Genomic DNA, 26,852 nt, shown 5'->3' with positions numbered 1-26,852 from the left:
TTTATTTACAAGGCTTAAACCCTAAATAATTTAGAGATTTAAGCCTTTTATAATTGTATTCATTTTTTTAAAGCAAAAACGCCGAAATATCTTCGGCGTTTTCGGGTTTTTAGTTCAAAACCTTGAATTTTAATTTTAACAAATCGACCGAATTTCCGCCGACTAAAACTTCGAAATCTCCGGGCTCTACAACCTCCTTCATTTCTCTGTTCCAGAGAGATAGCTCATCCTTTGTAAGTGTAAAATCGACACGTTTGATTTCTCCTTTTTTGATGAATAACCTTTTGAAACCTTTTAATGTTTTTTCTGGAGTTGTAACGCTGCTGTAAACATCATTTACATAAAGCTGAACAACCTCGTCTCCATCAAAATTTCCAACGTTTTTCACATCGACACTAACTTTCAGTTCACCATCTTTTTTAATTTCAGTCGAACTGATAGCCATATTCGAATATTCAAACTTGGTATAACTCAATCCGAAACCAAAATTGAATAACGGATTTTCGCTCTCTGCAACGTATCTGTGTATTGCTGAAGGTTTTTGGTTATAATATATAGGTAACTGCCCAACTGATTTCGGAACTGTAATTGGCAATCTTCCCGCCGGATTGTAATCTCCAAATAAAACATCAGCAACGGCTCTACCACCACTTTCTCCTGGGAACCATCCTTCTATAATCGCAGGGATATTATCAGCAATCCAGTTTGTAGATAACGGACGTCCGTTTAATAACACACAAACTACAGGAGTTCCTGTTTTCTGAATCGCTTCAACTAATTCCTGCTGTATTCCGTGTAAATTCAAATCGGCAACGTCTCTGTTCTCTTCTACCAATTCGTTAGATTCTCCTAAAACTACAATCGCAACATCTGCTTTTTTAGCGGCTTCAATCGCTGGCTGCATGTTTACTTTTTCTAAGTTCCAACGCAAGTGAGCTCTGGCTCCCCAGCCTCCTTCCCACATTTCAATGCGGACTTTGTATTTCTTACCAGCTTCAATATTTTTTGGAGTGGTTACAATGCTTGTCGCTCCTTTTGTCCAGTTGTCAACAACCAATACATCATCAACCCACATTCTGATTCCATCATCAGAACTTAAACCTAACCAACCATCAAATGATTTATCTGATTGAATATAACCTGTCCAACGAATAGAGAAATCATCCACATTTACACCATCACCAGGAGCCCAAGGCCAGTCAAATTCTAATTGGCTGTCAATACGAGTTAAAGCTGGAGTTCCTTCTAAATTTCTGTTGTTAAAATATTCTCCTTTTAATCCGTTTTGAGATCCGTCTGAAGTAAATAAATATTTTGATGGAATTGCCTGTCCTTTTACAATTAGTGGTACACCTTCTTCATAAACCACATTTGCCGTTTTTCCAACCACTTGCTGAATGCCTTCAAAAACCGTTGTTCCAACACTATTTTTAGGAGAATAACCTCCCAATCTTGAAGCGTTTGCATTTGGTCCGATAACCGCAATGTTTTTAAGGTCTTTTTTCAATGGAAGAAGATTGTTTTCATTCTTCAATAAAATCATCGATTTTTGAGCCGCTTCTAAAGCAACTGCTTGATTTTCTGCAGTATGAAAACGCTCTTTAATTAAGTTTTTATCTGTAAACGGATTTTCAAATAATCCTAATAAGAATTTCAAACGTAAAACACCTCCAGCAGCACGATTGATGTTTTCTTCCGTTAATTTTTTCTCATTAACCAATTCGATAATCGTATTCTGCCAGAATTCGTTTGAAAAATCATAAAACTGCATATCAACACCAGAAGAAACCGCTTCTCTAATAGCATCTTTTGGAGAATCAGCTACTTTATGAGTGGTCTGAATGTATTTAATAGCTCCTAAATCAGAAACTACAATTCCTTTAAAACCCCATTCTTTTCTCAAAACATCTGTCAATAACCAATGATTTGCCGCGCATGGAATTCCGTCTAACTCAGAATACGCACACATTGTTCCCAATGCACCGCCTTTTGTAAACGCTTTTCTAAAAGAAGGCAAATGATCTTCACGAGCCGAACGTTCTCCTACCAAAATCGGAGAAGAATTTCCTCCCGCCTGCGGAATACCGTGAACTGCAAAGTGTTTAGGCTCTGCAATGATAGAACGATCCGATTTTAAATCGTCTCCTTGCAATCCTTTAATAAAAGCCAAACCAATTTCGCTGTTTAAAAAAGCATCTTCTCCAAACGTTTCAGCAACACGTCCCCATCTTGGCTCACGTCCTAAATCTAAGTTTGGACCAAAACCAAAGTGAACTCCATGAGCACGGGCTTCCATACCGATAACTTTACCCACTTTATCCAGAACATTTACGTCCCAAGTTGCTCCAAGTCCAATGTTCATTGGGAAAGCTGTACTTCCTTCGTCTAAATATCCATGAAGCATTTCACACATAATAAGTGCCGGAATTCCCCAACGGTTTCCTTTAATTACGTTAGTCTGAAGGTCGTTTATCATTTTCGCTGAACGCGGATAAAGATCGTGGATCGCTCCAATTCCTAATTTCCCGATTTTTTCAGCCGATTTACCTTTAGCAAAATCTTCTTTTTCTTTAAAAAAATCTCCTCTGTACATATCCATCTGACGTACTTTTTCTTCAAGCGTCATACGGCCTAACAAGTCTTGCACTCTCTCTTCTACCGGCAGTTTGGCATCCTGATACGGATACTTTTTCTGGGCATGGCTTTGGTTAAAAAAGCCAACAGCCATTACAAAAATAATGGCTGTTTTTCTCATTCTTAATTGTAACATAGTTGTGTGTATTTTAATTTTGAATCACTTTAAGCTTTGTTCCATTCACAAAATCATCGTGTGAAATAAAAAAAGTATTAAGTGTTTTTCCGTTTAGCTCAATCGAATTGATTTTCCCATCATTATTGACTTGTCTTTCAATTACAATGCTTTCTTTTTTATAATATCTTGGATCTAATTTAATCGTCACTCTATGAAACATTGGCGTTGTAATAGTATAAATTGGATCTCCCGGAGATATTGGATAAATTCCCATCATCGAGTACACCAACCAAGCCGACATCGTTCCGGTATCATCATTTCCTGGCAATCCTTTTGGTTCATTTTTGAAATATTCGCGAACCAGTCTTTTTACATGATCCTGAGCTTTGTACTCTTCGCCTTTGACATAATTAAACAAATACGGATTGGCAATATCTGGCTCATTCGCCATATCAAATTGCTTCATGTCGAAGATTTTCTGCAATTGTGCCGAAAATGCTTGATCGCCGCCCATTAATTTCTTTAATCCGATGATATCATGAGGAACCATGAAATTATACTGCCATGCATTTCCTTCGATAAAACCAACATTTTCTTCAAAATTGGCTCCAGAAGCAGGATCAAAAGGCTCGTACCAATCTCCGTTTGCAGTTCTTGGACGAAGTAAATTCAGATTCTTATCAAATAATTTTCTATACGATAACGAACGGTTTTTAAAACGTTTTACATTGTCTTTGTCCCCAAATTCGTTGGCCATAAGCGAAATAGCATAATCTGAAATATTGTATTCCTGAGTCGTCGAAACGGGACCTTTATTATCTGTCGTTACATATCCTTTTTTGATATAATCTTTCAATCCTGGACGAAGCGGATTATGCTCAACCTGATCTGCGCCTTTCAACATTGCGTAATACGCTTTATTGACATCATAATCACGAATTCCTTTTAAGTAAGTATCTGTAATTACAATACTTGCAGGATCACCAACCATCGTAAAAGTTTCTGTAGAATTCAATTCCCATTTCGGTAACCAGCCGTTTTCATCAAACATGCTCAACATGCTTTTTACCATATCAGATTGCTGTTTTGGATAAACCAAAGACATCAACTGGTGCACATTTCGGTACGTATCCCATAAAGAAAATACGGTATAACGGGTACCATCGGTTTTACCAATTTTAGTTCTTTTGATTACGGGATATTCTCCGTTAATATCATTTAAAGTATTGGGGTGAATTAAAGTGTGATACAAAGCCGTATAGAAAATCGTTTTGTCATCTTTTGTACCACCTTCAACCAGAATTTTAGACAATTCTTCGTTCCATTCGTTGTAGGTTTCTTTGTAAATGGCGTCAAAAGATCTATTACCTACTTCTTTTGCTAAGTTTTCACGGGCATTTTCGATACTTACGTAAGAAATTCCGATCTTCACTTCAACTGTTTCTTCTTTTTCAAATTTATAAGTAAAATAACTTCCAATACTATCGCCCACAACGGTTTTGATTGTATTTTCCATTATTCTCGCTTTTCCGTTGTAACCCATCCATTGCGCTTCAAGGCCGTTGTATTTTGCAGGTTTTTTCCAAATCCCAAATTTATCGGCAGGTTTAGAAAATTGAGCCACAAAATAAACGGGATAAGCATCTTCTGGACTGTTGTAGCAAAACGAACCAACCGAACGCATTCCCTCAATTTCTGTCGGCGATACTACTTTTATCATCGCACCTTCTTCATTCGTTAAACCTAATCCAAGATTTAGCAAAATGTTTGATTGCCCTTTCGGGAAAGTGAATCTGCTCACCCCAGCTCGTTTTGAAGCCGTGAATTCGCCCTTTACTTTATACTTGTCGATGTTTACGCTATAATACGCTGCTTTTGCCACTTCTTTAGAATAAGTCGAACCGTATTTTAAATGATCGATTTCTACTGCTCCAGTCGTCGGCATCAATAAAATAACACCCAATTCTGGACAGCCGACACCGCTTAAATTCACCTGACTGAATCCTGTCAAAAACGTATTTTCATTCACATATGGATTAGAAAGCCATTGGCTGTCTTTTTCCATCGGTGTACCTTTTATTCCCGCCACATTAAACGGACTAATACTTGCCATTCCGCGCGGTGCAATTGGCCCAGGAAATGCTGCTCCAAAATTGGAAGTCCCAATAATTGGATTAACAAAATCGGCAGGCTCCTGCGCAAAAATGCTGATGCTAAAAAACAGCATGTACAAAATACATGCTGTTTTGAATTTATTATTTGTATTTAAAACCATAGGCTTCGTTCTTATCTGTTAATCGCTTCGATTTTTAAAGTCCAAGCTTCTTTTGCAGGAAGATTGTTTCTTAAACTTTCTGGAATCGTAACTGTAAATCCGTTATCTGATTTTATCCATTTCAATGAAGTTTTAGAACCTAACATTGTAATTTTCGTTCCTTTCTTAGGGCTGATCGATTTTACTGTAACTGTTGCAGGAATTTTGTCTTCTCCTTCTTTCGCTAAATAAAAAGCAAATACATTCCCCGCTTTATTTTGTGTAAAACAAATGTTTTCTTCTTTGTAAGGCTCGATTGGTTTAGTGTTGTAAATCGCTGTGCTGTTTACTTTCATCCAATCTCCGTAAGCTTGCAATAAATCGTACGCCCCTTTATCCCATTCTCCTTCTGGACTTGGAGCAACGTTTAATAATAAGTTTCCGCCTTTAGCCACAATGTCAATTAACATATGAATACCTTGTCTTCCAGTCATGTAAGTAGCACCTGGAGAATAAGACCATCCGCCGCCAGCAGGGATACAAGATTCCCATGGATAAGGCAAAGTTTTAGCAGGAACGCGTCCTTCTGGAGTTAAGTAGTTTTGGTTTTTACCGTGAACCGCTCTGTCAACTACGATTAAACCTGGTTGTTTAGCACGCGCTTTAACCACTAATTCATCCATTTTAGGATCTTGGTCCACTACTCTGTGTTTGATGAAACCATTTTTAGATTCGTTTTCTGCAAACTTCTCATCGTAGTTTTCTTTGATGTTCACTTGGTCTCTTTTACGAACCCAACCTCCGTCTAACCAAAGAATATCAACTTTTCCATAATTAGTCAAGATTTCCATAATTTGGTTGTGCGTAAAATCAACATATTTCTGCCATTTTTCTGGGTATAAAGACGGATCGTAGTTTACGTTTCTGTCGAATGGCGGGAAGTATGGATCCCAATAGTTTTCGTTATGCCAGTCTGGTTTAGAAAAATACGCTCCAGTTGAAATTCCTTCGCCTCTAAATGAGTTGAAAATCTCTTTTAAAACATCTGCTTTTGGATTTGTATGAAAAGGAACGTCTTTACTTGTAATCTTATAATCAGAATATTTAGTATCGTACATATTGAATCCGTCATGGTGTTTTGTCGTGAAAACCATGTATTTCATTCCTGCATATTTAGCCGCTTTAGCCCATTTTGCAGGATCAAATTTTACTGGATTAAAAGTTTTTCTCAACCCTTCATAATCTGCAATGTATTGATTGTAACTAGCAGGATTGCTTCCTTTTTTACGCTCACACCATCCGTAATCTTCTGGACAAATAGACCAAGACTCTACAATACCCCACTGGCTGTAAGTTCCCCAGTGCATTAGCAAACCAAATTTTTTGCCTTGCCATTCATCTAAGTTTTTCAATACTAACGGGTCAGTTTCTGGTACGTATCTTTCATCTTCATATATCGCCTGAGCGAATAGCTGAGCTGAAAATAAAAGGGCGATAATGAATATTCCTCTTTTCATCTTTAATCTATTTATTAGGTTTTATTTATTCTATGTTTTTTGTTTAATAGTATTCTTAGTTTAACTTTTCAAGTATCGGCTGGTCTGTAAAAGTTAATTCTGTTTTGCTATTTTCATTAAGCTGCTCCAATACAACAACTTTATTTTCGCCTTTTTTCAACCAACAGCCTGGTACATAAAGCGTTTGTTGTGGTCCTACTTTCCAGTAGCGTCCAAGATTGTGTCCGTTAACAAATACAATTCCTTTTCCCCAATTTGTCATATCAAGAAAAGTATCGGCTGGTTTATCAATGTTTACAATAGATTCGTATATAACTGGACGTCCAGATTTTACTTTTTCATTTTTAAGAACTGGAACTTCATTCATAGGCATTTTATACATTTCCCATCCGCCACTAATTTCATATTCATTTATAAATACTGGAGAAATAATTCCTTTCGTATTGTGAACTATTTCGGCACCGTAATTAATGCGTCCCATATTTTCAACTAAAATTTCTAAAATACCGTTAAAAGGAATAGTGACTTCCAACTCGTAGTTATTGAAAACTCTATTCAACTCGCCAACATTAACTCCGTTTACATAAACTGTGGCAAAGTCTCTTAATCCCTCAATCTTTAATTTGCCTGTTATTGGTTGCGTAAATCTTTTTCTATACAAAACATATCCATGTCCCTGACCCAGTTTTTCAAATGTTAAGGGCTGATCGTTTACAACAGGTTTTTCCTTTTTTATCCAACTTAAAACATCCATGCTAGATTTGATAGGCTGATTAGGATATTTTACAACGGCTATTTTCTCTGGAATTGATGCTAATTTCGTTTTAGAATATTTTTGCATTAGATCGCGAATAGCCATAAATTTTGGTGTCGCCCAACCCGCCTCGCTAATTGGTGCATCATAATCATAGCTTGTAATATCTGGCTGAATATCTCTTTCTTCGTTATAATTTGCTCCAGAAGTAAATCCGAAATTAGTACCGCCATGCACCATATAGTAATTAAAAGAAACACCTGCATCAAGGTACTTTTTAGTCTGGCTTGCAATCTCCTCAGATCCAATTTTAATAAATGGTTCTGCCCAATGATCCAACCAGCCAGAATAAAACTCTGCAACCATATAAGGTCCTTGCCCTTTATGGAATTTATCAACCTGTTTTTTTAAATTTTCAATATTGGATTCTCCATTTGCTGTTGGCAACACGCCATCAACCAAACCTCCTTCAAACAGCCAACTTCCATCAGAAGTAAAAAAAGGTTCTTGAAACCCAGTTTGTTTCAGCATATTGTAAATCGCTGTTTTGTATGCTGCATGATCAGCCGCTGCAATATCTGTTCTTTGAGAAACATAAGAACCAAATTCATTTTCAACCTGAACCATAATGATAGGCCCTCCTTGGTTAGCAAATTGTCCTTTTACCTCTGCATACAAATGTTCAATATACGTTTTACAAGCGTCTAAAAAGGCTTTATTATTGGTACGAATAACTAAATCTGGATTATTTTGCAACCACCAAGGATATCCTCCAAATTCCCATTCGCCACATGCATACGGACCCGGTCTAAGAATCACATACAATCCTTCGCTTTTAGCAATACGTAAAAACTCTCCTAAATCTCTATTTTCTGTTTTAAAATCCCATACGCCTGGCGCAGTTTCGTGATAATTCCAAAACACATAAGTCGCCACGGTATTCATTCCCATCGCTTTAAGCATTTGCAGTCTATGTCTCCAATATTCTTTTGGAATACGTGCATAGTGCATTTCTCCAGAATGTATTTTAACAATTTTCCCGTCTTGCTTAAATTCTCCATTAGATATAGAAAATCCTTTGGTTTGTGCCTTGCTAAAAAACGGCATCAAACAAATCAATAATATTCCGAGCTTAAATAGTATCTTCTTCATTTTTTATGTCTAAATAATTAATTGATTACAATTTCATCTACAAACAACCAAGAGCTTTCTCCTTTTGGGCTTTTCTTTAAGTTGCCTCCAATTACTTTTACAAAACGCGCATTTTGTTTTTGGAAATTGATTTTGAAATCTTTCAATTCTGGAACTGCATTTACAGCATAAGGACGCATAATTTTTCCTACCTGAGTATATTTAACGCCATCTGTAGAAATCAAGACCTTTACTTGAATTGGGAAATTAACTCCTGCTCCCTGGCTTTCTAAAGTTCCAACCGACACTTGTTCGATGCTTTCTACTTTTTCAAGATCGATAACCAATTCCATATCGTTAACCAACCAAGCTTGCCATTGTCCGTCATGGAAATTTTTGCTTCCGCGAATGGTGTTTACCATAGTATTCGCATCTCCCTTATAACTCTGGTTGAAAGGTGTTAAGTATTTCACTTTTTTCGCAAATCCTTTGTGGAAAACAATCGTATCCGTAAATGTTTTTCCGACTGGTTTGTCATCTTGAAATAAAGAAGCTTTTAAAACAGTAGTTTCTTTTATTTCAATTGGAGCAACATATTTTACAGCATGATGGTCGATGCTTTTATCTCCTAAAACATAACGAATGTCCGGATTAGGAAATTCATTTTTCAATTCTACTTTGATTTGTTTATTCCCTAAATCAGCAGTAGAAGAAGCCGTTACTAGATAAGCGCTTTTCGCATAATTGATTCCCAAATAATCGTAGCGTTTCATCATAGTGAATAATCTCGTTGTAAAGTCATTCCAATTGCGTTTCTCTTTCGGACTCCATAAAGTTTCTGATAAAGCCGCCAATCTTGGGAAAATCATGTATTCTGAATCTTTTGGCAAGGCTAAATGCTCTGCCCATAAATTTGCTTGTCCGCCTAAAACATGTGCTGCTTCTTGAGGAGTCATGGTCGAAACTACAGGATCAAATTTGTACACTTCGCTTAACGGATTGTAAGCATCAAAAGCTAAAGGTTCTTCGTTTTGCGGACCTTGATAAAAGTTGAAATAACAAGGCGATTCTGGAGTCATAATTACATCATGACCTTGGTCTGCCGCTTCGATTCCGCCTTTCATTCCTCTCCAGCTCATAACCGTTGCGTCTGGAGCCAAACCGCCTTCTAAGATTTCATCCCAACCGATTACTTTTTTACCTTTTGAGTTGATGTATTTTTCCATACGTTTTACAAAATAGCTTTGCAATTCGTTGACATCTTTCAATTTCTCGTCTTTGATTCTTTTCTGGCAATGCGGACATTTTGCCCAATTGGTTTTAGTCGCTTCGTCGCCACCGATATGAATATATTTTGAAGGGAAAATCGTGATGACTTCATCAATTACATTTTGCAAAAATTCAAAAGTGGTTTCTTTACCCGCACAATAAATATCAGTCAAAGGCCAAACCCCGCCTGACGGAACACCAATTCTTTGATTGAAACAAGCCAATTCTGGATACGCTGCAATCGCGCTGCTTACGTGCGCCGGCATTTCGATTTCAGGAATTACTTCGATTCCTTTTGTTGCTGCGTATTTTACGATTTCTCTTAATTCGTCTTGCGTAAAGAATCCGCCGTACGTTCCTTTTTCGTCAGGATTTGTCGTTAATCTGGCATTCCAAGAAACATTTTCCTGATCTACTCTCCACGCTCCAACTTCTGTAAGTTTTGGATATTTTTTTATTTCGATTCTCCAACCTTGATCGTCAACTAAATGCATGTGCAACACATTCATTTTGTGCATCGCTAAACGATCGATTGTCGCCAGAACATAATTTTTATCAAAGAAATGACGCGATAGATCCAACATTAAACCTCTCCATTTAAAACGAGGTTCATCGTTAATTGTCAAACTTGGAACCTGCCATTTTGCAGAAGTAATCGCAAATTTACTTTCAATCGCTTCAGGAAGTAATTGACGAACGCTTTCTAATCCGTAAAGGAAACCTACATTTCCTTTAGCAGAAATCACAATATTTGTTGGATTTACATCTAAAACATAAGCTTCATTTTTTAAGTTCGGATCTACTTTAAACTGAACAAAATTACTTACCGGAGCTTTAGTTGTTGTTTCTGGTTTCCATCCTGCAGCAATTTCAAATTTAGAAGCTAAAGCATTCGCTGCATCTTTTTGAAAATCACCGTTTACGACAAATTTTGTGTCTTTTGTAAACTCAAAAACACCTGTTTTAATAAGAGTCTGACTCGGTTTAGGAATGATTTTTATATCACTTTCTGTGTAAACTTTCTGGGCATGAGCCGAAAAAACTGAAGCGATTAGGGTTAATAGGAATAGTAATTTTTTCATTCTTTGTTTTTTGGTTTGTCTCTTTGTGGTTCGTTTTTTTAAAACACATAGAGACATAGTTTTTTGTTTTAGTTTGTCATCCTGAGGAACGAAGAACACGCCAGTAGCTCCTCATAGTAACTCGCCAATCTTTGTAGAGTTTCTCGCGTGTTCTTCGACTCCGCTCAGAATGACAATGCTTTGCGTATCTCTTCAACGGATTAAAATCCGTTGCTACAATATGGTTCGTTCCTACGGAACTCTTACGAAAGAGCCTTCGGCTCGAAACATATTGTAGGGATGGATTTTAATCCATCCATTTTGCAAAGTTATTTGCTATGTTATTTATTCTTAGTGAAACTTTTAAACACAATAAAATCTATGTTGCTAATGTGTTTAAAAATTTTCATTTCAATCTTATTTATCCCAAGACATTTTAAATTTCGCATCCTCCATTCTGTGGCCTTTTACGTCATCAGAAACGGCAAAATTGAAACCAGATCTTAAACTATATCCTGCATATTCGCCGTTTTTATTCAAAGCGATAAAACCAACCTGCAGGTATTCCATGTCTTTGTGATTTTTGTGTTTGTTGTAAATACGTTCTGTAATTTCTTTACAAGCCTCAAAAGGCGATTTTCCCTGACGCATTAATTCGACCACCATTGCGCTTCCCGCAGTTCTGATCACGGCTTCGCCTAAACCAGTTGCTGCAGCTGCTCCCACCTCGTTGTCCAGGAAAAGACCCGCGCCGATTATTGGGGAGTCACCGACGCGTCCGTGCATTTTCCAAGCTGCACCGCTCGTGGTACATCCACCCGAAAGATTGCCATCCTGGTCTAACATTAGCATGCTTATGGTATCGTGATTTTCTATATTGATAACTGGTTTGTATTTTGAATCTTCCAGCCATTTTTTCCAGTCTTTTTCAGATTCTGGAGTTAAAAGATTTTCTTCTTTAAATCCTTCTGATAAAGCAAATTGCAATGCGCCTTGTCCCGCTAACATTACGTGAGGCGTATTTTGAAGCACTCTTTTCGCCACAGAAATCGGATGTTTAATTCCTTGTAAAAAACAAACAGAACCGCAGTTGCTGTTGTGATCCATAATACAGGCATCCAGTGTTACTTTTCCTTCGCGGTCAGGATATCCTCCGTAACCAACGCTTCGAACAGTCGGATCTGCTTCAGGAATTTTCATTCCAGCTTCAATTGCGTCTAAAGCTGATTTTCCTTCTTTTAAATTTTTCCAAGATTCTTTATTGGCAGGCAGACCATGATTCCAAGTCGAAATAATGATCGGTTTCTGCTGTTTTTTCTCTTTTACATCTTCAACTTCATTTTCATGATTTGCAGCAAATCCGCTAACGCCCAAAACAGAACTTACGGCCAAGGTGCCTAAAGCTGTTTTCTTGATAAAATCTCTTCTATTTGACATGTGGTTTTTTGTTTTTGGTTCAACATTAAGAATTCAATTATTCTTGATGTCGCTAATTTACTTCGTAAAAAATTTTTATCCCAGTAAAATCTTTTATAAGCTTGCTTTTACTGCTTTTATCGTCTTTAAATTACTTTCTGATAAAGCATTTCCGTCAAAAAATGAAACTCCTGTTGCTCCATTTTTCTTAGCTTGAAGAATTGCTTCTTTCAATTCTGCATCCGATTTTAATCCTGGAATATAAATTCCGGTATTTACTTTCGTAGGTTTTCCTTCTAAATCGGCTACGCCTTGTTTAGTTGCATAACCAACCCAATCAATTTCTTCGTCATAGAAACTGTGGTAAATCATTGGATATACTTCGTCAATATTCCATTTGTCCCACCGCTGACGCACCATATGGTCTGCCATTTCTGGATAAGGAAAAACGGCTGCCGTTAATTTTACATTGTGTTTATGAGCAATTTTATACGCATCGTCAACCACTGCTTTTACAGCATTTAAACGAAAGTTTTTCCACTCCATATCGATTGAAGTATTGTGGCTTTTCTTTGGATTTTTATGATGTTCTTTTTCAAATTTAGAAACACAAGCATCACAATAACAGAAATCAAATTGTGGTAATTCTACATCCTGAACTAAATTGTATTTTGGTAACAAACTGATTGGCAAAAAGATATCTGGGAAACGAATGTAATCTAAGTGAACGCTTTCGATTCCTTCTACTTTTGCTAAACCTTCAACCAATCCTAAAACGTGGTTTCTAGATTCTTCTTTAGTCGGGCAAAGCCATTGGTAATAATCTACATACGGACGATTATCAAAACAAGATTTTCCTTCTTTACTAACCTGATACCAATCTGGATGCTGTAGCGCCACTGAATCGTTTGGACGGTTCATCGCCATAATCCAAGCGTGAACTTTTAAACCTTCTTTTTTAGCTAACGGAACCAATCTTCCTAAAAGTTTCGGATCTGTATTGGTGTTGATTAAAACTTCATCAATTCCGCCGTCTCTGTATTTTTTGAATTCTTTTGTATAATCTGCATCCGATTTTTTAGGATCAGCAGTTGTCCAAACTCCAAAATTGAATTTTCCGTTTTCTTCTGTTTTATTTTCTTTTTGTCCGCATGAAAATAAACTCAGCGAAAGCGCCAAAACTGCAATTTTAGAAATGCTCTGTAACTTATTCGTTCGTAATAATTTTACCATCTTCTTTAATTATTAAGGTTTTGTTTGAAAAAGGGCTTTTTACAGCAATATTAAATCCTGATAAATGATTCTCTAATGTCGGTTTTAAAACTTTTCCGTCAACAATTATATTTTTTGTACTGATATCTTTTAGGGATTTAGCCCATGTTTTATTCTTGTCAAAATATCTTTTTTGAGCTCTATACAAAGTGTACAATTCCCATTTTACTTTTTCTTCCTGCGGAATTGTGAATTTATCCTCGCTTTCTTTTGAAGAGAAGTATACATAAGCCCATTTTTCGGGCTCATGCATATTTATGACTCCCATAGGCGACCAAACCCAATTGTATTCTGGGAGAAATTTTCCTTCTTTATCTTTTTTACGTTCATATTTTCCATCGACAATATCATGCTGCCAATTCACACGTGAGAAATTGACTTTCCAAAATTTATCTTTTGGAACGATATTATCATGATACGAAGTTTTATAAACCGACCATGGAATGGCAATTTCTAACGTCCAGCCTTTATCAATATCCGAAGGATTATTTAAAGTTCCGTGCACTTTTACTGCTGATTTTAGTCCGTCGATATTCCAGTCGTTTAAAACGGTGTTTTTTTCACGGTATGGTTTATTGATGAATAAATCCCAAGCCGTGTTTAAAGCATTAATTTCTAATTCATAATAATTATGAGTATCATTATCTGGATCGATAAAAACCTCAAAATCATTATTATAAAAAATAATAGTATCGCGCTGTTTTAGATTTGCCCAAACGTGAGGCTCTTCCATTTTGGCGAGAATGTAGTAGTAATTATCGTCCCAGAGCATTTTGACCTGAGTTTTGTATTTTGGAGTTTCAACACCTTCTATGTCGACAAAAGGCGTTGTCCAAGATGCTTTTTCCCAAGCTTTATCTGCTTCATCGCCGTCAATAACAATTTCTTTAGATGTTTTATACGCAATATAACTTTTTGGTGTAACCTCTTTTTCAGATTGCGCATACCCCATCAACGCAACAAAAAATACGGCAAGGGACAATAATTTACTTCTACTATGCATCTTCTTATTATAAACTATTTTCTTTTGTAAACTGAATTACTTCACTTAATTTTCCGAAAGCAATTGCTACGTGAGTATCTGCTGCACCGTAATAAACTGCTAATTTATCTTCTTCAATACTGTGTAAAGCGGCACATGGGAAAACTACGTTTGGCACATCTCCAACCATTTCATACGTTTCTGCAGGCCCTAATAAATAAGGCTGTGTTCTGTATTTTACCTGATCTGGCGAATCAACATCTAAAAGTGCTGAACCCATTGCATAACGGAAACCGTTGCAAGTATTTATAACTCCGTGGTAGATCATTAACCAGCCTTCGTCAGTTAAAATCGGAATTGGTCCTGCTCCAACTTTTGTACACTGCCAAGCACTTTTTTCGAATGGAGACGGTTTCATTACCAATCTGTGTTCTCCCCAATATTTCATATCAGGACTGTAGCTGATCCAGATATCTCCAAACGGCGTGTGTCCGTTATCACTTGGACGGCTTAACATCGCGTATTTTCCGTTAATTTTTTGCGGAAACAAAACTCCATTTCTGTTGAATGGCAAAAAGGCATTTTCACATTGGAAAAATTCTTTAAAATCGAAAGTGTAACCAATACCAATTGTTGGTCCGTTGTAACCATTACACCAAGTAATCCAGTAACGATCTTCGATCCAAACCACACGCGGATCGTATTTATAAGCAGATTCGATCATTTCTGTATTTCCAGATTTCATCTCAATCGGTTCGTGGTTGATGTCCCAATTGATTCCGTCTTTACTGAAACCAGCAAAAATATTCATCTGAACTGCTTTATTATCACATCTAAAAACCCCAGCATATCCGTCTCCAAAAGGTACAACTGCACTATTGAATATACTGTTTGATGAAGGAATCGAATATCTGTCGATAATTGGATTCTCAGAATATCTCCACATTACATCTTTACTGTTTTCGGGTCTGTCTTGCCAAGGAATAGTACTCATTTTTTTATTGTTTATTGTTTGTAGTTTTTTGTTTATTGTTTGTTGTTCGCCAGTTTTGTCATCCTGACGAAGGAAGGATCTCCGCAAGAAGCTCCATCCAGTATTTCGCCAATCTTTGTCGAGCTACTCGCGGTTCTTCGACTCCGCTCAGAACGACAATCTTGCGTACCCATAGTTGAAACTATGGGCTATGTTCAATGCTATGTGTTAGAAACTAGTTTCTTTCTTTCTCCTTTTCAAGCAAAAGAAAAATCTATGTTTCTATATGTTTAATTTTTATCTCAATCCAAGAAATCTTGCTTCTTGCATCTATTTTCTATTTTCTATTTTCTAAAATCTACTCCTCTATCTTCCTAACTCTATCCAACCAAGTAAATTTCAATACTGTCGTTGTCACTAAAAAGACTGCCAACGCTACTAGAGCTTTTGGATAATCTCTGATAATGAAATAAATCGGAAGCAAAATCATACTCGACTGCCAAACGATTCCGATAATACAATTCATCATATCTAAATAGAAATCATTATTTTTTTGGAATGACTGATCCTCTGCTTTTAATTGTTTGTAAACTGGATTCCAGAATCCCCAAGGTCTTACATTTGAATAGAACGATTTTAAAACTTCCATATCGGTTGGTTTGCTCAAGTAAGTTCCTAAAAGACAACCTAAAATCGACATTCCGAAGATTAATGGGAATAAGTAAATTGATGGCACTTGCGAAAGATCATGCAAGAATGTTCCCGCTGCTAAATTTCCTTTGTTTTGGTCTAAAATAAACTGAAGAGAAGCTGCGATCAATCCGCCGACCATTCCCCAGAAATAACCCCATCCATTAAAACGCCACCAAATCCATTTTAAGAAGTTGGCTGCAACATAACCTCCGTACAAAGCACTTGTTATCCAAAGTGTTAGAGAGTTGATCGAATCTGCAAAAAATCCCATGAAAACTCCTAAACCAACAACTAAGAAAGAAGAAATCTGACTTACTTTAATATAATGCTTGTTTGAAGCAACTGGCTTGAAATATTTTTTATAAATGTCATTTACAATATACGCTGGCCCTGCGTTTACGAAAGCTGAGAATCCAGACATGAAAGCGGCTAAAAGTCCAGCCAAAAGAATTCCTTTAATTCCAACCGGAATATAAAGATTAACGACTTTCGGCATTAATAATTCTAAATCGGCTCCAGTTAAGTTTACGTTTGCGTTTAACTCTGGCGCCAAATTCACCAAAGCAATTACTACGATTCCTGTGATTAATAAATATCTAGGAATGAATAAAATCAAGTTGGTAAAACCGCTCATGTAAGCCGCTTCTTTAACTGATTTTGTAGAAAGAACACGCTGTAAATCGTAACTTGGAGTTGGTCCTGCAACGCTAGCAAAGAAACCTTTGAATAACGTCATTCCGATGAAAGCACCAAACATTTTGTAGCCTTCTGTATCGATTAATTTGTTGAATGTTTCGAATTTATCGCTCCATTGCGTTTCAAATTCCCATCCAAAGAAAACATTTTTCCATTCTGGCGTGATAACCGAATTGATTTGGATATCAGTATAATTAATGAAGGCATAACCTGCGATTAAAACTCCGGCAACAATCATAATAATGTATTGTACAACTTCTGTCGCAACCACAGAAAACATTCCCCCTTTAACCGTGTAAATTGTAGTTAAGAAAATGATTAATAACGCATAAGCCTGTTCTGACGTTAAGAAAACCGATCCATTCATGTGAACTGTCAAATCCCAAGGCAAAATAATCGTCACAAATTTTCCAATTCCAACGAAGAAATAAGCGATAAAACCAATGGTTGAAATAATTGCAAAAATAGCTACAATAATATGAGACGCTTTTCCAGCTTTATCACTTCCAAAACGCGTTAGAATCCACTCAGATCCTGTCATTACTTTCGACCTTCTAATCCATACTGCGAGGAACATCATGACAAAAATCTGGTTCCAAATCGGCCAAAGCCACATAAACATGAAACTTTTTACGCCGTATAAAAACAGAACGCCAATCATCCAGGAAGTTCCCGAAACATCAAACATTCCAGAGCCATTACTTAGCCCTAAAAAATACCATTTGATTGATTTTCCTCCCAAGAAATAATCATCAAGACCTTTTGATGCTTTTCTTGAAATCCAGATTCCTATACCGACCGAGAGGACGATGTAGATTAAAATGATTGATACGTCGATAATATTCATTAATATATTTATTTTGAGTTAGTTAGTTTAGACCGAAATTTTTGTTTGGCTCTGCTCCCATTACAAAATGAAGCACGCCACCGTTTAGCATTTCTTGATGAGAAATTGCTGTTTTATTGAACGGCTTTCCGTTTAAGGTAGCCGATTGGATATAGAAGTTCTGTTTGGAAACATTTTCTGCTTCAATCACAAAAGTTTTTCCGTTTGGAAGATTTAAAGTTGATTTTTCGAAAATCGGACTTCCAATTTCATATTCACCAGAAGCAGGATTCATTGGATACAATCCCATCGAACTGAACACATACCAAGCTGACATTTGCCCGCAGTCTTCGTTTCCGCTCAATCCGTTTGCCGTAGTATTGTATTGCGTGTCTAAAATATGACGCACCCAATATTGTGTTCTCCAAGGCTGTTTAGCGTGATTGAACATGTACGCAATATGGTGACTCGGCTCGTTTCCGTGCGCATATTGTCCGATCAATCCAGAAATATCAGCAGAAACATTACTTCCTGTGATCTCAGAACTTTCTGTAAACAATTGCTCTAAATGTTTGGTGAAAGTTTCATTTCCTCCGTGAAGTTTGATAAAATTATCTACGTTATGAGGCACAAACCAACTGTGCTGCCAAGCATTTCCTTCTGTATAATCGGTATGTTCTCTGTGGTTAGAGTGTTTCGGATCAAAAGGTTCATTCCAAGATTTTCCGTCTTGCGATTTTCCTCTCATGAAACCAGATTTCGAATCAAATAAATATTCGTAAGCTTTAGAACGTTTTGAGAAAAGCTCATAATCTGCTTGTTTTCCTAACGCTTTAGCCATTTGCGCCACGCACCAATCGTCGTACGCATATTCTAAAGTAATGGTAACCGATTCGTCTAATAAATTGTACGGAATATAACCGTATTGTTTGTAGAAATTCAATCCGCGTTCGTCTTGCATCATCGTAGCTTTCATCGCTTCGTATGCTTTTTCAGCATCAAAACCTTTTATACCTTTAAAATAAGCATCTGCAATAACTGGGATTGAATGATATCCTGTCATTGTGTTCGTTTCATTCGCGTAAAGCGTCCAAACCGGAAGTATTTTTTTAGTTTCATAATACGCTAACATTGAGTTTACTAAATCTGAAACTTTTGTTGGCTCCAAAATAGTTAACAAAGGATTTTCTGCTCTAAAAGTATCCCAAAGCGATAAAGTCGAATAAGCGGTGTAATCTTTTGCCGTTACAATTTTATCGTCTTCTGTTCTAAACTGGCCATTTTTGTCGCTGTACGTTACTGGCGCTACTTGTGCGTGATACAAAGCGGTGTAGAAAATCGTTTTTAAAGAATCTATAGAAGTTTCAACTGTAATTTTGCTTAAAGCTTTGTTCCAATCTGCAGCAGCTTTCGATTTTACTTTTTCGAAATCTTGTTTTTCGGTATCTAAATTCAATTTTGCATTTTCAACACTTACCGAAGAAAGAGCGACTTTTACATCTAACTGATTTGAATTTTTATAATCAAAAAACAATTGCAGAGCTGTATTTTCTCCTTCAGCATTTCCGCCAGAAACTACTTTTTTATCGGCAGTTAAAATAGATTCTGTAATAGGTTTAGAAAACTTCGCTACAAAAAATACTTTCTGATTTTTTGCCCATCCTGTACTGTAACGGAAACCGCTGATCGTATTTTCATCTTCAATCTTAATAGCCGTTTTGGTCGCTTTGTCCCAGTTGATGGCAAAACCTAAATCGACAACTACAGATTGTATATCGTTAGCTGCATAAGTATATTTATGGTAAGCGGTTCTTTGCGTAGAGGTTAATTCTACATTGATTTTAGGATCCTCAAGAAAAACTTGGTAAGAACCCGGTGTTGCTTTTTCGTTAGCATGGCTATATTTTGATTTATACGGAAGGAAATCGCGTGAAGCGGCTTTGGCGGTTAAGTCTAACTTTTTGTTTGTCGGCATAAATAAAATATCTGCCAAATCACCGATTCCTGTTCCGCTTAAGTGTAAATGACTAAATCCAGAAACTATTGAGTCAGAATAATGATAGCCAGAACACCAGTCCCAGCTTGAAATTCCATTATCTGGACTCACTTGCAGCATCCCAAACGGAACTGTTGCGCCTGGATACGTATGTCCGTGACCGCCAGTACCTATAAAAGGATCTACATAATTTGTTGCAAAACTTTTTCGATCTTTGTTTTTATCTACATTTATTTTGCAACTTGCAGCAAAAATTACCGTTAAAGAAAGCAGAGTAATTTTCTTCATATCAAAACAATATTAATTTAACTTTAAATTTAGATAAATTCAACTTTTACCAAAATATTTTTAGACGGACGACATTTAAACAGCTCTAAACATCAAAAAATAGTAACAAACGACACTTTAAAGACCACATATGATTTTTAATGCCAACAAACCATACAGCTTACCTATTCGCTATCATGTTTATTTCTGGCTGACGTATTTTGTATTCAATACATTTCGCTGGGGAAGCTATTTTAACGACTACGTTTACTCCTTAAAAACCACTTTACTCGGATTCCCAATTCACATGGCACTGTGTTATCTAAATATTTTGGTTCTAATGCCACATTTGGTTTACAAGAAAAAGTATGTCCTATATATTATAAGTGTACTTTCTGCCATATTTGTAATGGTCGTTCTTAAATTCAATCTGACTTATTTACTGATTACGCACGATGTTTGGCCCGAAGGTCCGCAAACCATCAATACACTTACACTCAATTATACTATAGATATGATGATGGGCGAATTGTATGTAATGACTTTTGTAACTGCAATAAAAATCACTTTGGATTTTTTAAAAGAACAGAGACGTGTTACAGATCTTGAGAAATCGCAGCTGGAAACTGAATTATTGTTTTTAAAATCGCAGATTTCTCCACATTTTTTCTTTAACACCTTAAATAATATCTATTCGCTTTCTGTAGAAAAATCTAGCAAAACGCCAAAAATCGTTCTGAAACTTTCTGAGTTAATGCGCTATATGCTTTACGAAACAAAAGGCAAAAAGCAGACTTTAGAAAACGAAATCATGTGCATTCAGAATTATCTTGATTTGGAACGAATTCGCAACGGAGAACGCTTAGAAGTCGATATGTCAATTTCTGGAGATATTCATGACAAAGAAATTTCGCCTGTTTTACTTTTGACTTTCGTCGAAAATGCATTCAAGCACGGCGTAAACAAAAACACTGGGAATGTACTAATTGACATCAGATTTAAAGTAAAAGGAGATTACTTACATTTTACAATTTCAAACCCAATGCCCGAATTTACCGTACATAAAGATAATTTTAACAAGTCAAGTGGTATAGGTATCGAAAACGTAAAAAAAAGACTCGAATTGGGATATAATAAAAGTGACTATAAGCTTTCATTTAAAAATAAAAAGAATATTTTTGTCGTTAAACTAGTTATAAAAGTCACATAGCCCCTGCTTTTAGATATAACTAAAATTATACTTACAAGATAACCACACATTGGCCCAAAATAACAGTACAAATGAAAATAAAGTGTTTAATTATCGATGATGAGCCATTGGCAATAAACGTTATTAAAAATTATATTGAGCAGATTGAAGAATTAGAATTGGTAAGCACTTTCAGTAATTCTATTGAAGGCCTTAATTTTTTAAAAAACAATACGATTGATGTAATTTTCTTAGACATCAATATGCCTGTTTTGGACGGTATTAATTTTATTAAAAGTTTAGAAAATCCTCCATTATTGGTTATCACAAGCGCTTATGACCAATTTGCTATTGAAACTTACGAACTGGATGTATTAGATTATTTGGTAAAACCAATTGAGTTTCCGCGTTTGATGAAAGCGGTAAACAAAATCAGCAAACGTCTTAATGCCAATACCAAAGCACCTATAGAAAACAGTAAAGAAAATCCGTTTATCTTCGTTAAGATTGATAAAAAGAAAATGAAGAAGATTTTCTTGAACGAAATTTTGGTTATCGAAAGTTTAAAAGATTATCTAAAAATAAGCACTACTTCTGGAAAGTTCATCATACACAGCACTTTATCAGATTTCACGAGTTTATTACCCGAAAGAGATTTTATCAGAATCCACAGATCATACACCATCGCGATTGACAAAATTGACGCCGTTGAAGGAAATAGCATTGAAATTGAAGGACTTCGTTACGTTATAGGAAGGTCTTATATTGACGAAGTGAAGCAGAAAATTTTGAATTCTTCGATATAGTAGATTTAACCGCAAAGAGCGCAAAGAATTACGCAAAGGTCGCAAAGTTTATTTTTTAAGCTTTGCGATTTTTTTTTATGGAGAGATAAAAATAAAAAAAGAGCTGTAAGCTCGATTCATATTGTAGCCCGGGATTTTAATCCCGGGATTGATGGATTCCAATACAAATTAGATCCGTAGGATCGAAGCATTTTTTGTTTTTTATATATGTCGTTCCTACGGAACTAATTCAAAACAAAAATTATCATTTCAACGGATTAAAATCCGTTGCTACAAAATTGTCCATTCCTAACGGAATTTTTATTGTTTTTTGATATTGAAGTTTGCACAAAAACTTTGCGACTTCGCGACTTTGCGAGATTATATAACAAACGTTAGACGCACTGCAGTGCGTCTCTACAGACAATCTTTGAGAAAAAACTTTGCGCCCTTCTCCCGAAGTTTCGGGACGCTCAGGATGACAAAACTTAAAAAAAACTTTGCGAATCTTTGCGTATCCTTAGCGCTCTCTGCGGTAAAACCATTTACAGTGAAACAAAAAAAAAATGCGGCCAACCACGACCGCATTTTACTCAATTATAGGTAACTAACCAAAATAAACCATGAAATAGTCTATTATCTTTATTGCTGCAAAAAATCACTAAAAGTGATATCTTTTAAACGCTTCTATAGCCGAATAATCTGCTAAACCTAAGCTGTGATATTTTTCTGCAGTCAATCTATTTCTGTCTTCAACTCGCACCCAAAACTCCCTGCTGTCATCACCTTGAAACATTACGCCGTCTTTTTGAGACTGGTGATAAAAAATAGCATGTCGTTTCTTCATAACCTGGTCAGGACTCATTGGTACTGCCATGTCAATTTGGTACGATTCCCATTCATGCCAAGCGCCTCGGTACAGCCAAACCCAACAATCATTCATAAAGCTTTTGTGTTTTAATCTTTTCAAAGCTTCAAACAAACTGTCTAAACACACTTTATGAGTTCCGTGCGGATCTGCTAAATCTCCAGCGGCATAAATTTGATGCGGTTTTATTCTTTCAATAATGTCGCACATAATGTCAACATCTGCATCCGAAAGATTATTCTTTTTAACCGTTCCTGTTTCGTAAAACGGAAGATCCAAAAAGTTTACGTTTGAATCTGGCAAACCAATGTAACGTGTTGCGCCAAAAGATTCGCTTCTTCTTATTAATCCTTTTAATTTTCTAACTTCAGGCGAATCAATTTCTGTTCCTGTTCTGTTTTTAAGAAAATCAATAATCTCGTCAGAAACTTCAGAATTCGGATTCAATGCTTTAGAGATTTCTGCAAATTTCAAAGCCTCTTCATTCGAAACGGCAATATTTCCAGAAGTCTGATACGCCACATGAACCTCATGTCCTTGTTCGACCAAACGGTCAAAAGTTCCCCCCATCGAAATCACATCATCATCTGGGTGCGGGCTGAAAATAATGATCCTCTTTCTCTCCGGCGTGGAACGCTCCGGTCGATAAGTATCATCTGCGTTGGGTTTTCCGCCCGGCCAGCCAGTGATTGTCTGTTGCATTTTATTAAACATCTTAATGTTCAAATCGTATGCAGTTCCTTCTTCTGTCAAAAGACTCGACATTCCGTTGTCGTTATAATCTTTATCCGTCAGTTTTAAGAAAGGTTTCTTAGTCAGCTCACTTAACCAAGCCACCGCTTTCAATTTTAATTCATCTGTCCAAACACAAGATTTCACCAGCCAAGGCGTTTTTACTCGTGTCAATTCAGACGAAGCTTCCGTATCCAGAACAAATGTTGTGTTGTTATGCTCTTGTAAATACGTCGCTGGAACTTGCGAAGAAACCTGTCCTTCGATTGTCTTTTTTATAATTCCTGCTTTACTGATTCCCCAGCCTAGCAAAACAATTCTTTTTGCATTTCTAACGGTTCCAATTCCCATTGTAATGGCTTTTCTAGGCACATTATCAATTCCTAAAAAAGAAGAAGCCGCATCGACACGGGTTATATGATCCAAAGTAATACTTCTGGTTCCCGAATTAACGTGAGAACCTGGTTCATTAAATCCGATATGTCCTGTTCTACCGATTCCGAGCAATTGAAAATCCAATCCGCCGTACGACTTGATTTTCATTTCGTAATCGATGCAATATTGCTGTAATTCCTCGGCGCTCACCTGCCCGTCTGGAATATTTATATTTTTTGGAAGAATATTGACATGATTGAATAAATGCTCGTGCATAAAATGATAATAACTTTGAATATCATTTTTATCCATCGGATAATATTCATCTAAGTTGAAAGTCACTACGTTTTCAAAACTCAGACCTTCTTCTTTGTGCATTCTTACCAATTCTTCATAAACCTTAATTGGCGAAGAACCTGTAGCCAAACCTAAAACACAAGGCTCGTTCAGCTCATTTTTTCTCTGAATTAAATTGGCAATTTCCTGCGCTACAAGTAAAGAAGCTTCTTGCGAAGATTCGAAAATAACATTGTGAATTTTCTCGTAACGAGTTTCTTCAAATTGCCCTGCTTCTCTAAAACCTATATCTTCTTTAATCATTTGCCTTGCCATTTAATTTCTAAGATAAAAGTAGAATTAAATTATCCGTTAGTCTTAAAAATTCGACTAATAACGGCTGCGCTTCGGCAAAAGACAAAATAAGAATGCTAAGCTATTTCTAAAGTTTCCGAAAAAGCTTTTATTCGACAACTCCAATTTCAGAAATCGAAACACTTTGTGATTTTCCAACGCCAGCTGTAGCGACAAACTTTAAAAACCTTGCTTTAACTGCAGCAAAACTCTTAATTTGTTCAATTGGATTATGTTTGATATTTGAGAACTCTCCTTCTGATTGCTTATCCCAATAAAAACTATCTACACTCGTATACAGTTCATAATTAGAGATCAGATTCAAGTTGTTACCAACCTGCTGTGGCGTATACGTAAAACCTTTAATGCTTACCAATTCTCCCATGTCAATCACAACACTTTGAGGCAATTTATTTTCATCATTTCCAAATCCCCAATCTGTATTTGGATTTCCGTCGATAATGCGTTCAGCAGATGTATTGTCGCCACTCGAAACCGAAACTACTTTCCATTTCTCTTTAGAAACCCCATATTTAGCTGTTTTTACCGCACTGTTGATTTTCTCTTTTGTATTTCTAGCAATTGCTTTTATTTCTACCGCTTTATTATATATGAATGGAGCTTTATACAAAATGCTTTTTTCCGATGGATTTTTTCCGTCAAGCGAATAATAAACAGCAGCTCCATCTTCCGATTTAATCGTAACCAAACCATTTTTATCGCGAAGAATTTGAGGCTCTCTAACGAAAGTCGGAGCATTATAGGCTTCAATTGTACTGAATACAAATCCAGCTTTCGCATCTAAAACATTAATTCGAATAGCCGAAGCTGTAACGCGTTCTAAACGCAAAATTCTTTTGTAACCAATTGTAGTTTCATTGGCAATCGTTTTCCAATTTCCATCAATTTTGGCTTCAACAGAAAAAGATTTAACTCTCTGTCCTAGCTTAATATATTCCTGAAGCAAAATTCTATTGATAGCTGTAGGCTTTTTAAACGTAAATTCGATTGTTGCTTCCTTTACCTTTTCGTCAGTTGCCCAATACGTGTTTTTATTTCCATCTATAACATTTTGAGGTCCAAAATTAGAATCGGCTCCTTTTGTATTTGAAGCTTGAACTTGTGTATCTGCCAATAATTCTGTTTTGAAATCGGCTTTAATTGTAGCAACTAATTCTTTCAATCTCGCTTCATCATTTTCATGAACCAAACCACGTTGATCAACTGGAAGATTCAATAACAAAGTCGCATTTCGACCAATCGATTCGTAATAAATATCGACCATTTCGTCAAGCGAACGAACTTTATCGTCTTCAACTGAATGGTAAAACCATCCTGGTCTGATCGAAACATCAGCTTCTCCCGGAACCCATTTTTCTCCGTCTTCATGACCCGACATAAATTCGGTATAATGCACTTTGCCAGCCAATTCATCTTTCTGACGAAGCAGTGACCAATTGGTTTTTCCTGCTCTTCCCTCTTCATTTCCAATCCATCTTGCTTCAGACGGACCAACACCCCAAACCAACGTTTTTGGCGCTATGTCATAAATTAATTTATAGGTCTCCTCCCAGTTGTAATAAGTTAACGAATTGATCTTTCTCATTTCATTGGCTCCGCCGTAGTATCCATCACCACCATTTGCGCCATCAAACCACATTTCGAAAACATCTCCGTAATTGGTTAATAGTTCTTTTAGCTGATTTCTGAAATACGTGATATACTCCGGTTTTCCGTACTGCGGATGATTTCTGTCCCAAGGCGAAAGATATAATCCTAATTTTAAATCGTATTCTTTACAAGCAGCTGCTAATTCTTTTACCAAATCGCCTTTTCCATTTTCCCAAGGCGAATTTTTAACTGAACGTTCTGTATACGCCGAAGGCCATAAACAGAAACCGTCATGATGTTTGGCTACCAAAATAATTCCTTTCATTCCCGACTCTTTCGCAATGCGAGCCCATTGGCGAACATCTAATTGTGACGGATTAAAAAGTTCTGGCGATTCGTCTCCGTAACCCCATTCTTTGTTAGTAAAAGTATTTAATGAAAAATGCACAAAAGCATAAAATTCCATTTCCTGCCAATCGATTTGTTTCTGTGTCGGAAGCGGTCCAAAAGGTTTTGGAGCATTTGGTAATTCTTGTCCGAAACTGCTTGTGAAAGCGCCAAAAAGACAAAGCGAAAGGAAAATATTTTTCATTAGGGTTTTGGTTTTAATATATTCTAAACTATAAATGTACTAGAATTAAGGATTTTGTTTTAAAGAATTTCGACCAATGACTATTTTAGAAGAGTTTTGGTTAAAAAACCAAATTTATAATAACATTCTTATATTTTTATCTTTTTCTCCACAATGATTTTATTAAATTTGATTTCGTTTTACAAAAGCAATTGTAAAAAAATATTCTTTT

General features: G+C 36.4%; 15 protein-coding genes. 2 read left to right on the top strand and 13 right to left on the bottom strand.

Features of this window, described 5'->3' with window-relative positions:
- Positions 1 to 109 precede the first annotated feature (109 nt).
- The 11 genes from AC3E9W_RS17455 to AC3E9W_RS17405 all read right to left on the bottom strand — a co-directional run bounded on the left by AC3E9W_RS17455 (position 110) and on the right by AC3E9W_RS17405 (position 19,880).
- Complete coding sequence (locus AC3E9W_RS17455) at positions 110 to 2,770, bottom strand: glycoside hydrolase family 3 N-terminal domain-containing protein (protein ID WP_488769348.1); 2,661 nt, start codon at positions 2,768 to 2,770, stop codon at positions 110 to 112.
- Between the two features lie 13 nt (positions 2,771 to 2,783).
- Positions 2,784 to 5,027 carry a GH92 family glycosyl hydrolase gene (locus AC3E9W_RS17450; RefSeq protein ID WP_488769347.1) on the bottom strand — a complete coding sequence of 748 codons (2,244 nt, stop codon included), beginning with the start codon at positions 5,025 to 5,027 and terminating at the stop codon, positions 2,784 to 2,786.
- Between the two features lie 11 nt (positions 5,028 to 5,038).
- Positions 5,039 to 6,523, bottom strand: a complete 1,485-nt coding sequence (locus AC3E9W_RS17445; RefSeq protein ID WP_488769346.1) for an alpha-L-fucosidase — start codon at positions 6,521 to 6,523, stop codon at positions 5,039 to 5,041.
- Between the two features lie 55 nt (positions 6,524 to 6,578).
- Positions 6,579 to 8,429: a glycoside hydrolase family 35 protein gene (locus tag AC3E9W_RS17440; protein WP_488769345.1), complete on the bottom strand. Its 1,851-nt coding sequence runs from the start codon at positions 8,427 to 8,429 to the stop codon at positions 6,579 to 6,581.
- A 17-nt stretch (positions 8,430 to 8,446) separates the two neighbouring features.
- On the bottom strand, positions 8,447 to 10,759 hold the full coding sequence (locus tag AC3E9W_RS17435; protein ID WP_488769344.1) for a beta-N-acetylhexosaminidase: 2,313 nt from the start codon (positions 10,757 to 10,759) through the stop codon (positions 8,447 to 8,449).
- Between the two features lie 396 nt (positions 10,760 to 11,155).
- On the bottom strand, positions 11,156 to 12,175 hold the full coding sequence (locus tag AC3E9W_RS17430) for an isoaspartyl peptidase/L-asparaginase family protein (protein WP_488769343.1): 1,020 nt from the start codon (positions 12,173 to 12,175) through the stop codon (positions 11,156 to 11,158).
- 93 nt (positions 12,176 to 12,268) lie between these two features.
- On the bottom strand, positions 12,269 to 13,387 hold the full coding sequence (locus AC3E9W_RS17425) for a putative glycoside hydrolase (RefSeq protein ID WP_488769341.1): 1,119 nt from the start codon (positions 13,385 to 13,387) through the stop codon (positions 12,269 to 12,271).
- Entirely contained in the window at positions 13,362 to 14,429 is a 1,068-nt protein-coding gene (locus AC3E9W_RS17420) for a carbohydrate-binding family 9-like protein (RefSeq protein ID WP_488769340.1), read from the bottom strand. Before AC3E9W_RS17420 ends, AC3E9W_RS17425 begins: the two co-directional genes overlap by 26 nt.
- Positions 14,430 to 14,436: 7 nt before the next feature.
- Positions 14,437 to 15,402, bottom strand: coding sequence for a glycoside hydrolase family 130 protein (locus AC3E9W_RS17415; RefSeq protein ID WP_456895013.1), 966 nt, complete (start codon positions 15,400 to 15,402; stop codon positions 14,437 to 14,439).
- A gap of 337 nt (positions 15,403 to 15,739) precedes the next feature.
- Positions 15,740 to 17,617 (bottom strand): sodium:solute symporter family protein, encoded by a 1,878-nt coding sequence (locus AC3E9W_RS17410; protein WP_488769339.1) that lies wholly within the window; start codon positions 17,615 to 17,617, stop codon positions 15,740 to 15,742.
- Between the two features lie 22 nt (positions 17,618 to 17,639).
- Positions 17,640 to 19,880 (bottom strand): GH92 family glycosyl hydrolase, encoded by a 2,241-nt coding sequence (locus AC3E9W_RS17405; protein WP_488769338.1) that lies wholly within the window; start codon positions 19,878 to 19,880, stop codon positions 17,640 to 17,642.
- A gap of 130 nt (positions 19,881 to 20,010) precedes the next feature.
- Between AC3E9W_RS17405 and AC3E9W_RS17400 the strand changes: the two genes are divergently transcribed.
- Complete coding sequence (locus AC3E9W_RS17400) at positions 20,011 to 21,069, top strand: sensor histidine kinase (protein WP_488769337.1); 1,059 nt, start codon at positions 20,011 to 20,013, stop codon at positions 21,067 to 21,069.
- Between the two features lie 71 nt (positions 21,070 to 21,140).
- Positions 21,141 to 21,854, top strand: a complete 714-nt coding sequence (locus tag AC3E9W_RS17395; protein ID WP_306156292.1) for a LytR/AlgR family response regulator transcription factor — start codon at positions 21,141 to 21,143, stop codon at positions 21,852 to 21,854.
- 640 nt (positions 21,855 to 22,494) lie between these two features.
- Here AC3E9W_RS17395 and nagB read toward each other — a convergent pair.
- On the bottom strand, positions 22,495 to 24,408 hold the full coding sequence (gene nagB, locus AC3E9W_RS17390) for a glucosamine-6-phosphate deaminase (RefSeq protein WP_488769336.1): 1,914 nt from the start codon (positions 24,406 to 24,408) through the stop codon (positions 22,495 to 22,497).
- A gap of 139 nt (positions 24,409 to 24,547) precedes the next feature.
- Positions 24,548 to 26,641, bottom strand: coding sequence for an alpha-L-fucosidase (locus AC3E9W_RS17385; protein ID WP_488769335.1), 2,094 nt, complete (start codon positions 26,639 to 26,641; stop codon positions 24,548 to 24,550).
- Positions 26,642 to 26,852: the final 211 nt, after the last annotated feature.

This window comes from Flavobacterium sp. 38 (assembly GCF_057799715.1).
The sequence above is the reverse complement of the archived record's forward strand: the minus strand, read 5'-3'. Positions and strand labels throughout refer to the sequence as shown.

What these genes read in the sequence shown, in the direction of transcription:
- AC3E9W_RS17455 (WP_488769348.1), bottom strand. Translation starts at nt 2,770, where the DNA reads ATGTTACAATTAAGAATGAGAAAAACAGCCATTATTTTTGTAATGGCT.
- AC3E9W_RS17450 (WP_488769347.1), bottom strand. Translation starts at nt 5,027, where the DNA reads ATGGTTTTAAATACAAATAATAAATTCAAAACAGCATGTATTTTGTAC.
- AC3E9W_RS17445 (WP_488769346.1), bottom strand. Translation starts at nt 6,523, where the DNA reads ATGAAAAGAGGAATATTCATTATCGCCCTTTTATTTTCAGCTCAGCTA.
- AC3E9W_RS17440 (WP_488769345.1), bottom strand. Translation starts at nt 8,429, where the DNA reads ATGAAGAAGATACTATTTAAGCTCGGAATATTATTGATTTGTTTGATG.
- AC3E9W_RS17435 (WP_488769344.1), bottom strand. Translation starts at nt 10,759, where the DNA reads ATGAAAAAATTACTATTCCTATTAACCCTAATCGCTTCAGTTTTTTCG.
- AC3E9W_RS17430 (WP_488769343.1), bottom strand. Translation starts at nt 12,175, where the DNA reads ATGTCAAATAGAAGAGATTTTATCAAGAAAACAGCTTTAGGCACCTTG.
- AC3E9W_RS17425 (WP_488769341.1), bottom strand. Translation starts at nt 13,387, where the DNA reads ATGGTAAAATTATTACGAACGAATAAGTTACAGAGCATTTCTAAAATT.
- AC3E9W_RS17420 (WP_488769340.1), bottom strand. Translation starts at nt 14,429, where the DNA reads ATGCATAGTAGAAGTAAATTATTGTCCCTTGCCGTATTTTTTGTTGCG.
- AC3E9W_RS17415 (WP_456895013.1), bottom strand. Translation starts at nt 15,402, where the DNA reads ATGAGTACTATTCCTTGGCAAGACAGACCCGAAAACAGTAAAGATGTA.
- AC3E9W_RS17410 (WP_488769339.1), bottom strand. Translation starts at nt 17,617, where the DNA reads ATGAATATTATCGACGTATCAATCATTTTAATCTACATCGTCCTCTCG.
- AC3E9W_RS17405 (WP_488769338.1), bottom strand. Translation starts at nt 19,880, where the DNA reads ATGAAGAAAATTACTCTGCTTTCTTTAACGGTAATTTTTGCTGCAAGT.
- AC3E9W_RS17400 (WP_488769337.1), top strand. Translation starts at nt 20,011, where the DNA reads ATGATTTTTAATGCCAACAAACCATACAGCTTACCTATTCGCTATCAT.
- AC3E9W_RS17395 (WP_306156292.1), top strand. Translation starts at nt 21,141, where the DNA reads ATGAAAATAAAGTGTTTAATTATCGATGATGAGCCATTGGCAATAAAC.
- nagB (WP_488769336.1), bottom strand. Translation starts at nt 24,408, where the DNA reads ATGATTAAAGAAGATATAGGTTTTAGAGAAGCAGGGCAATTTGAAGAA.
- AC3E9W_RS17385 (WP_488769335.1), bottom strand. Translation starts at nt 26,641, where the DNA reads ATGAAAAATATTTTCCTTTCGCTTTGTCTTTTTGGCGCTTTCACAAGC.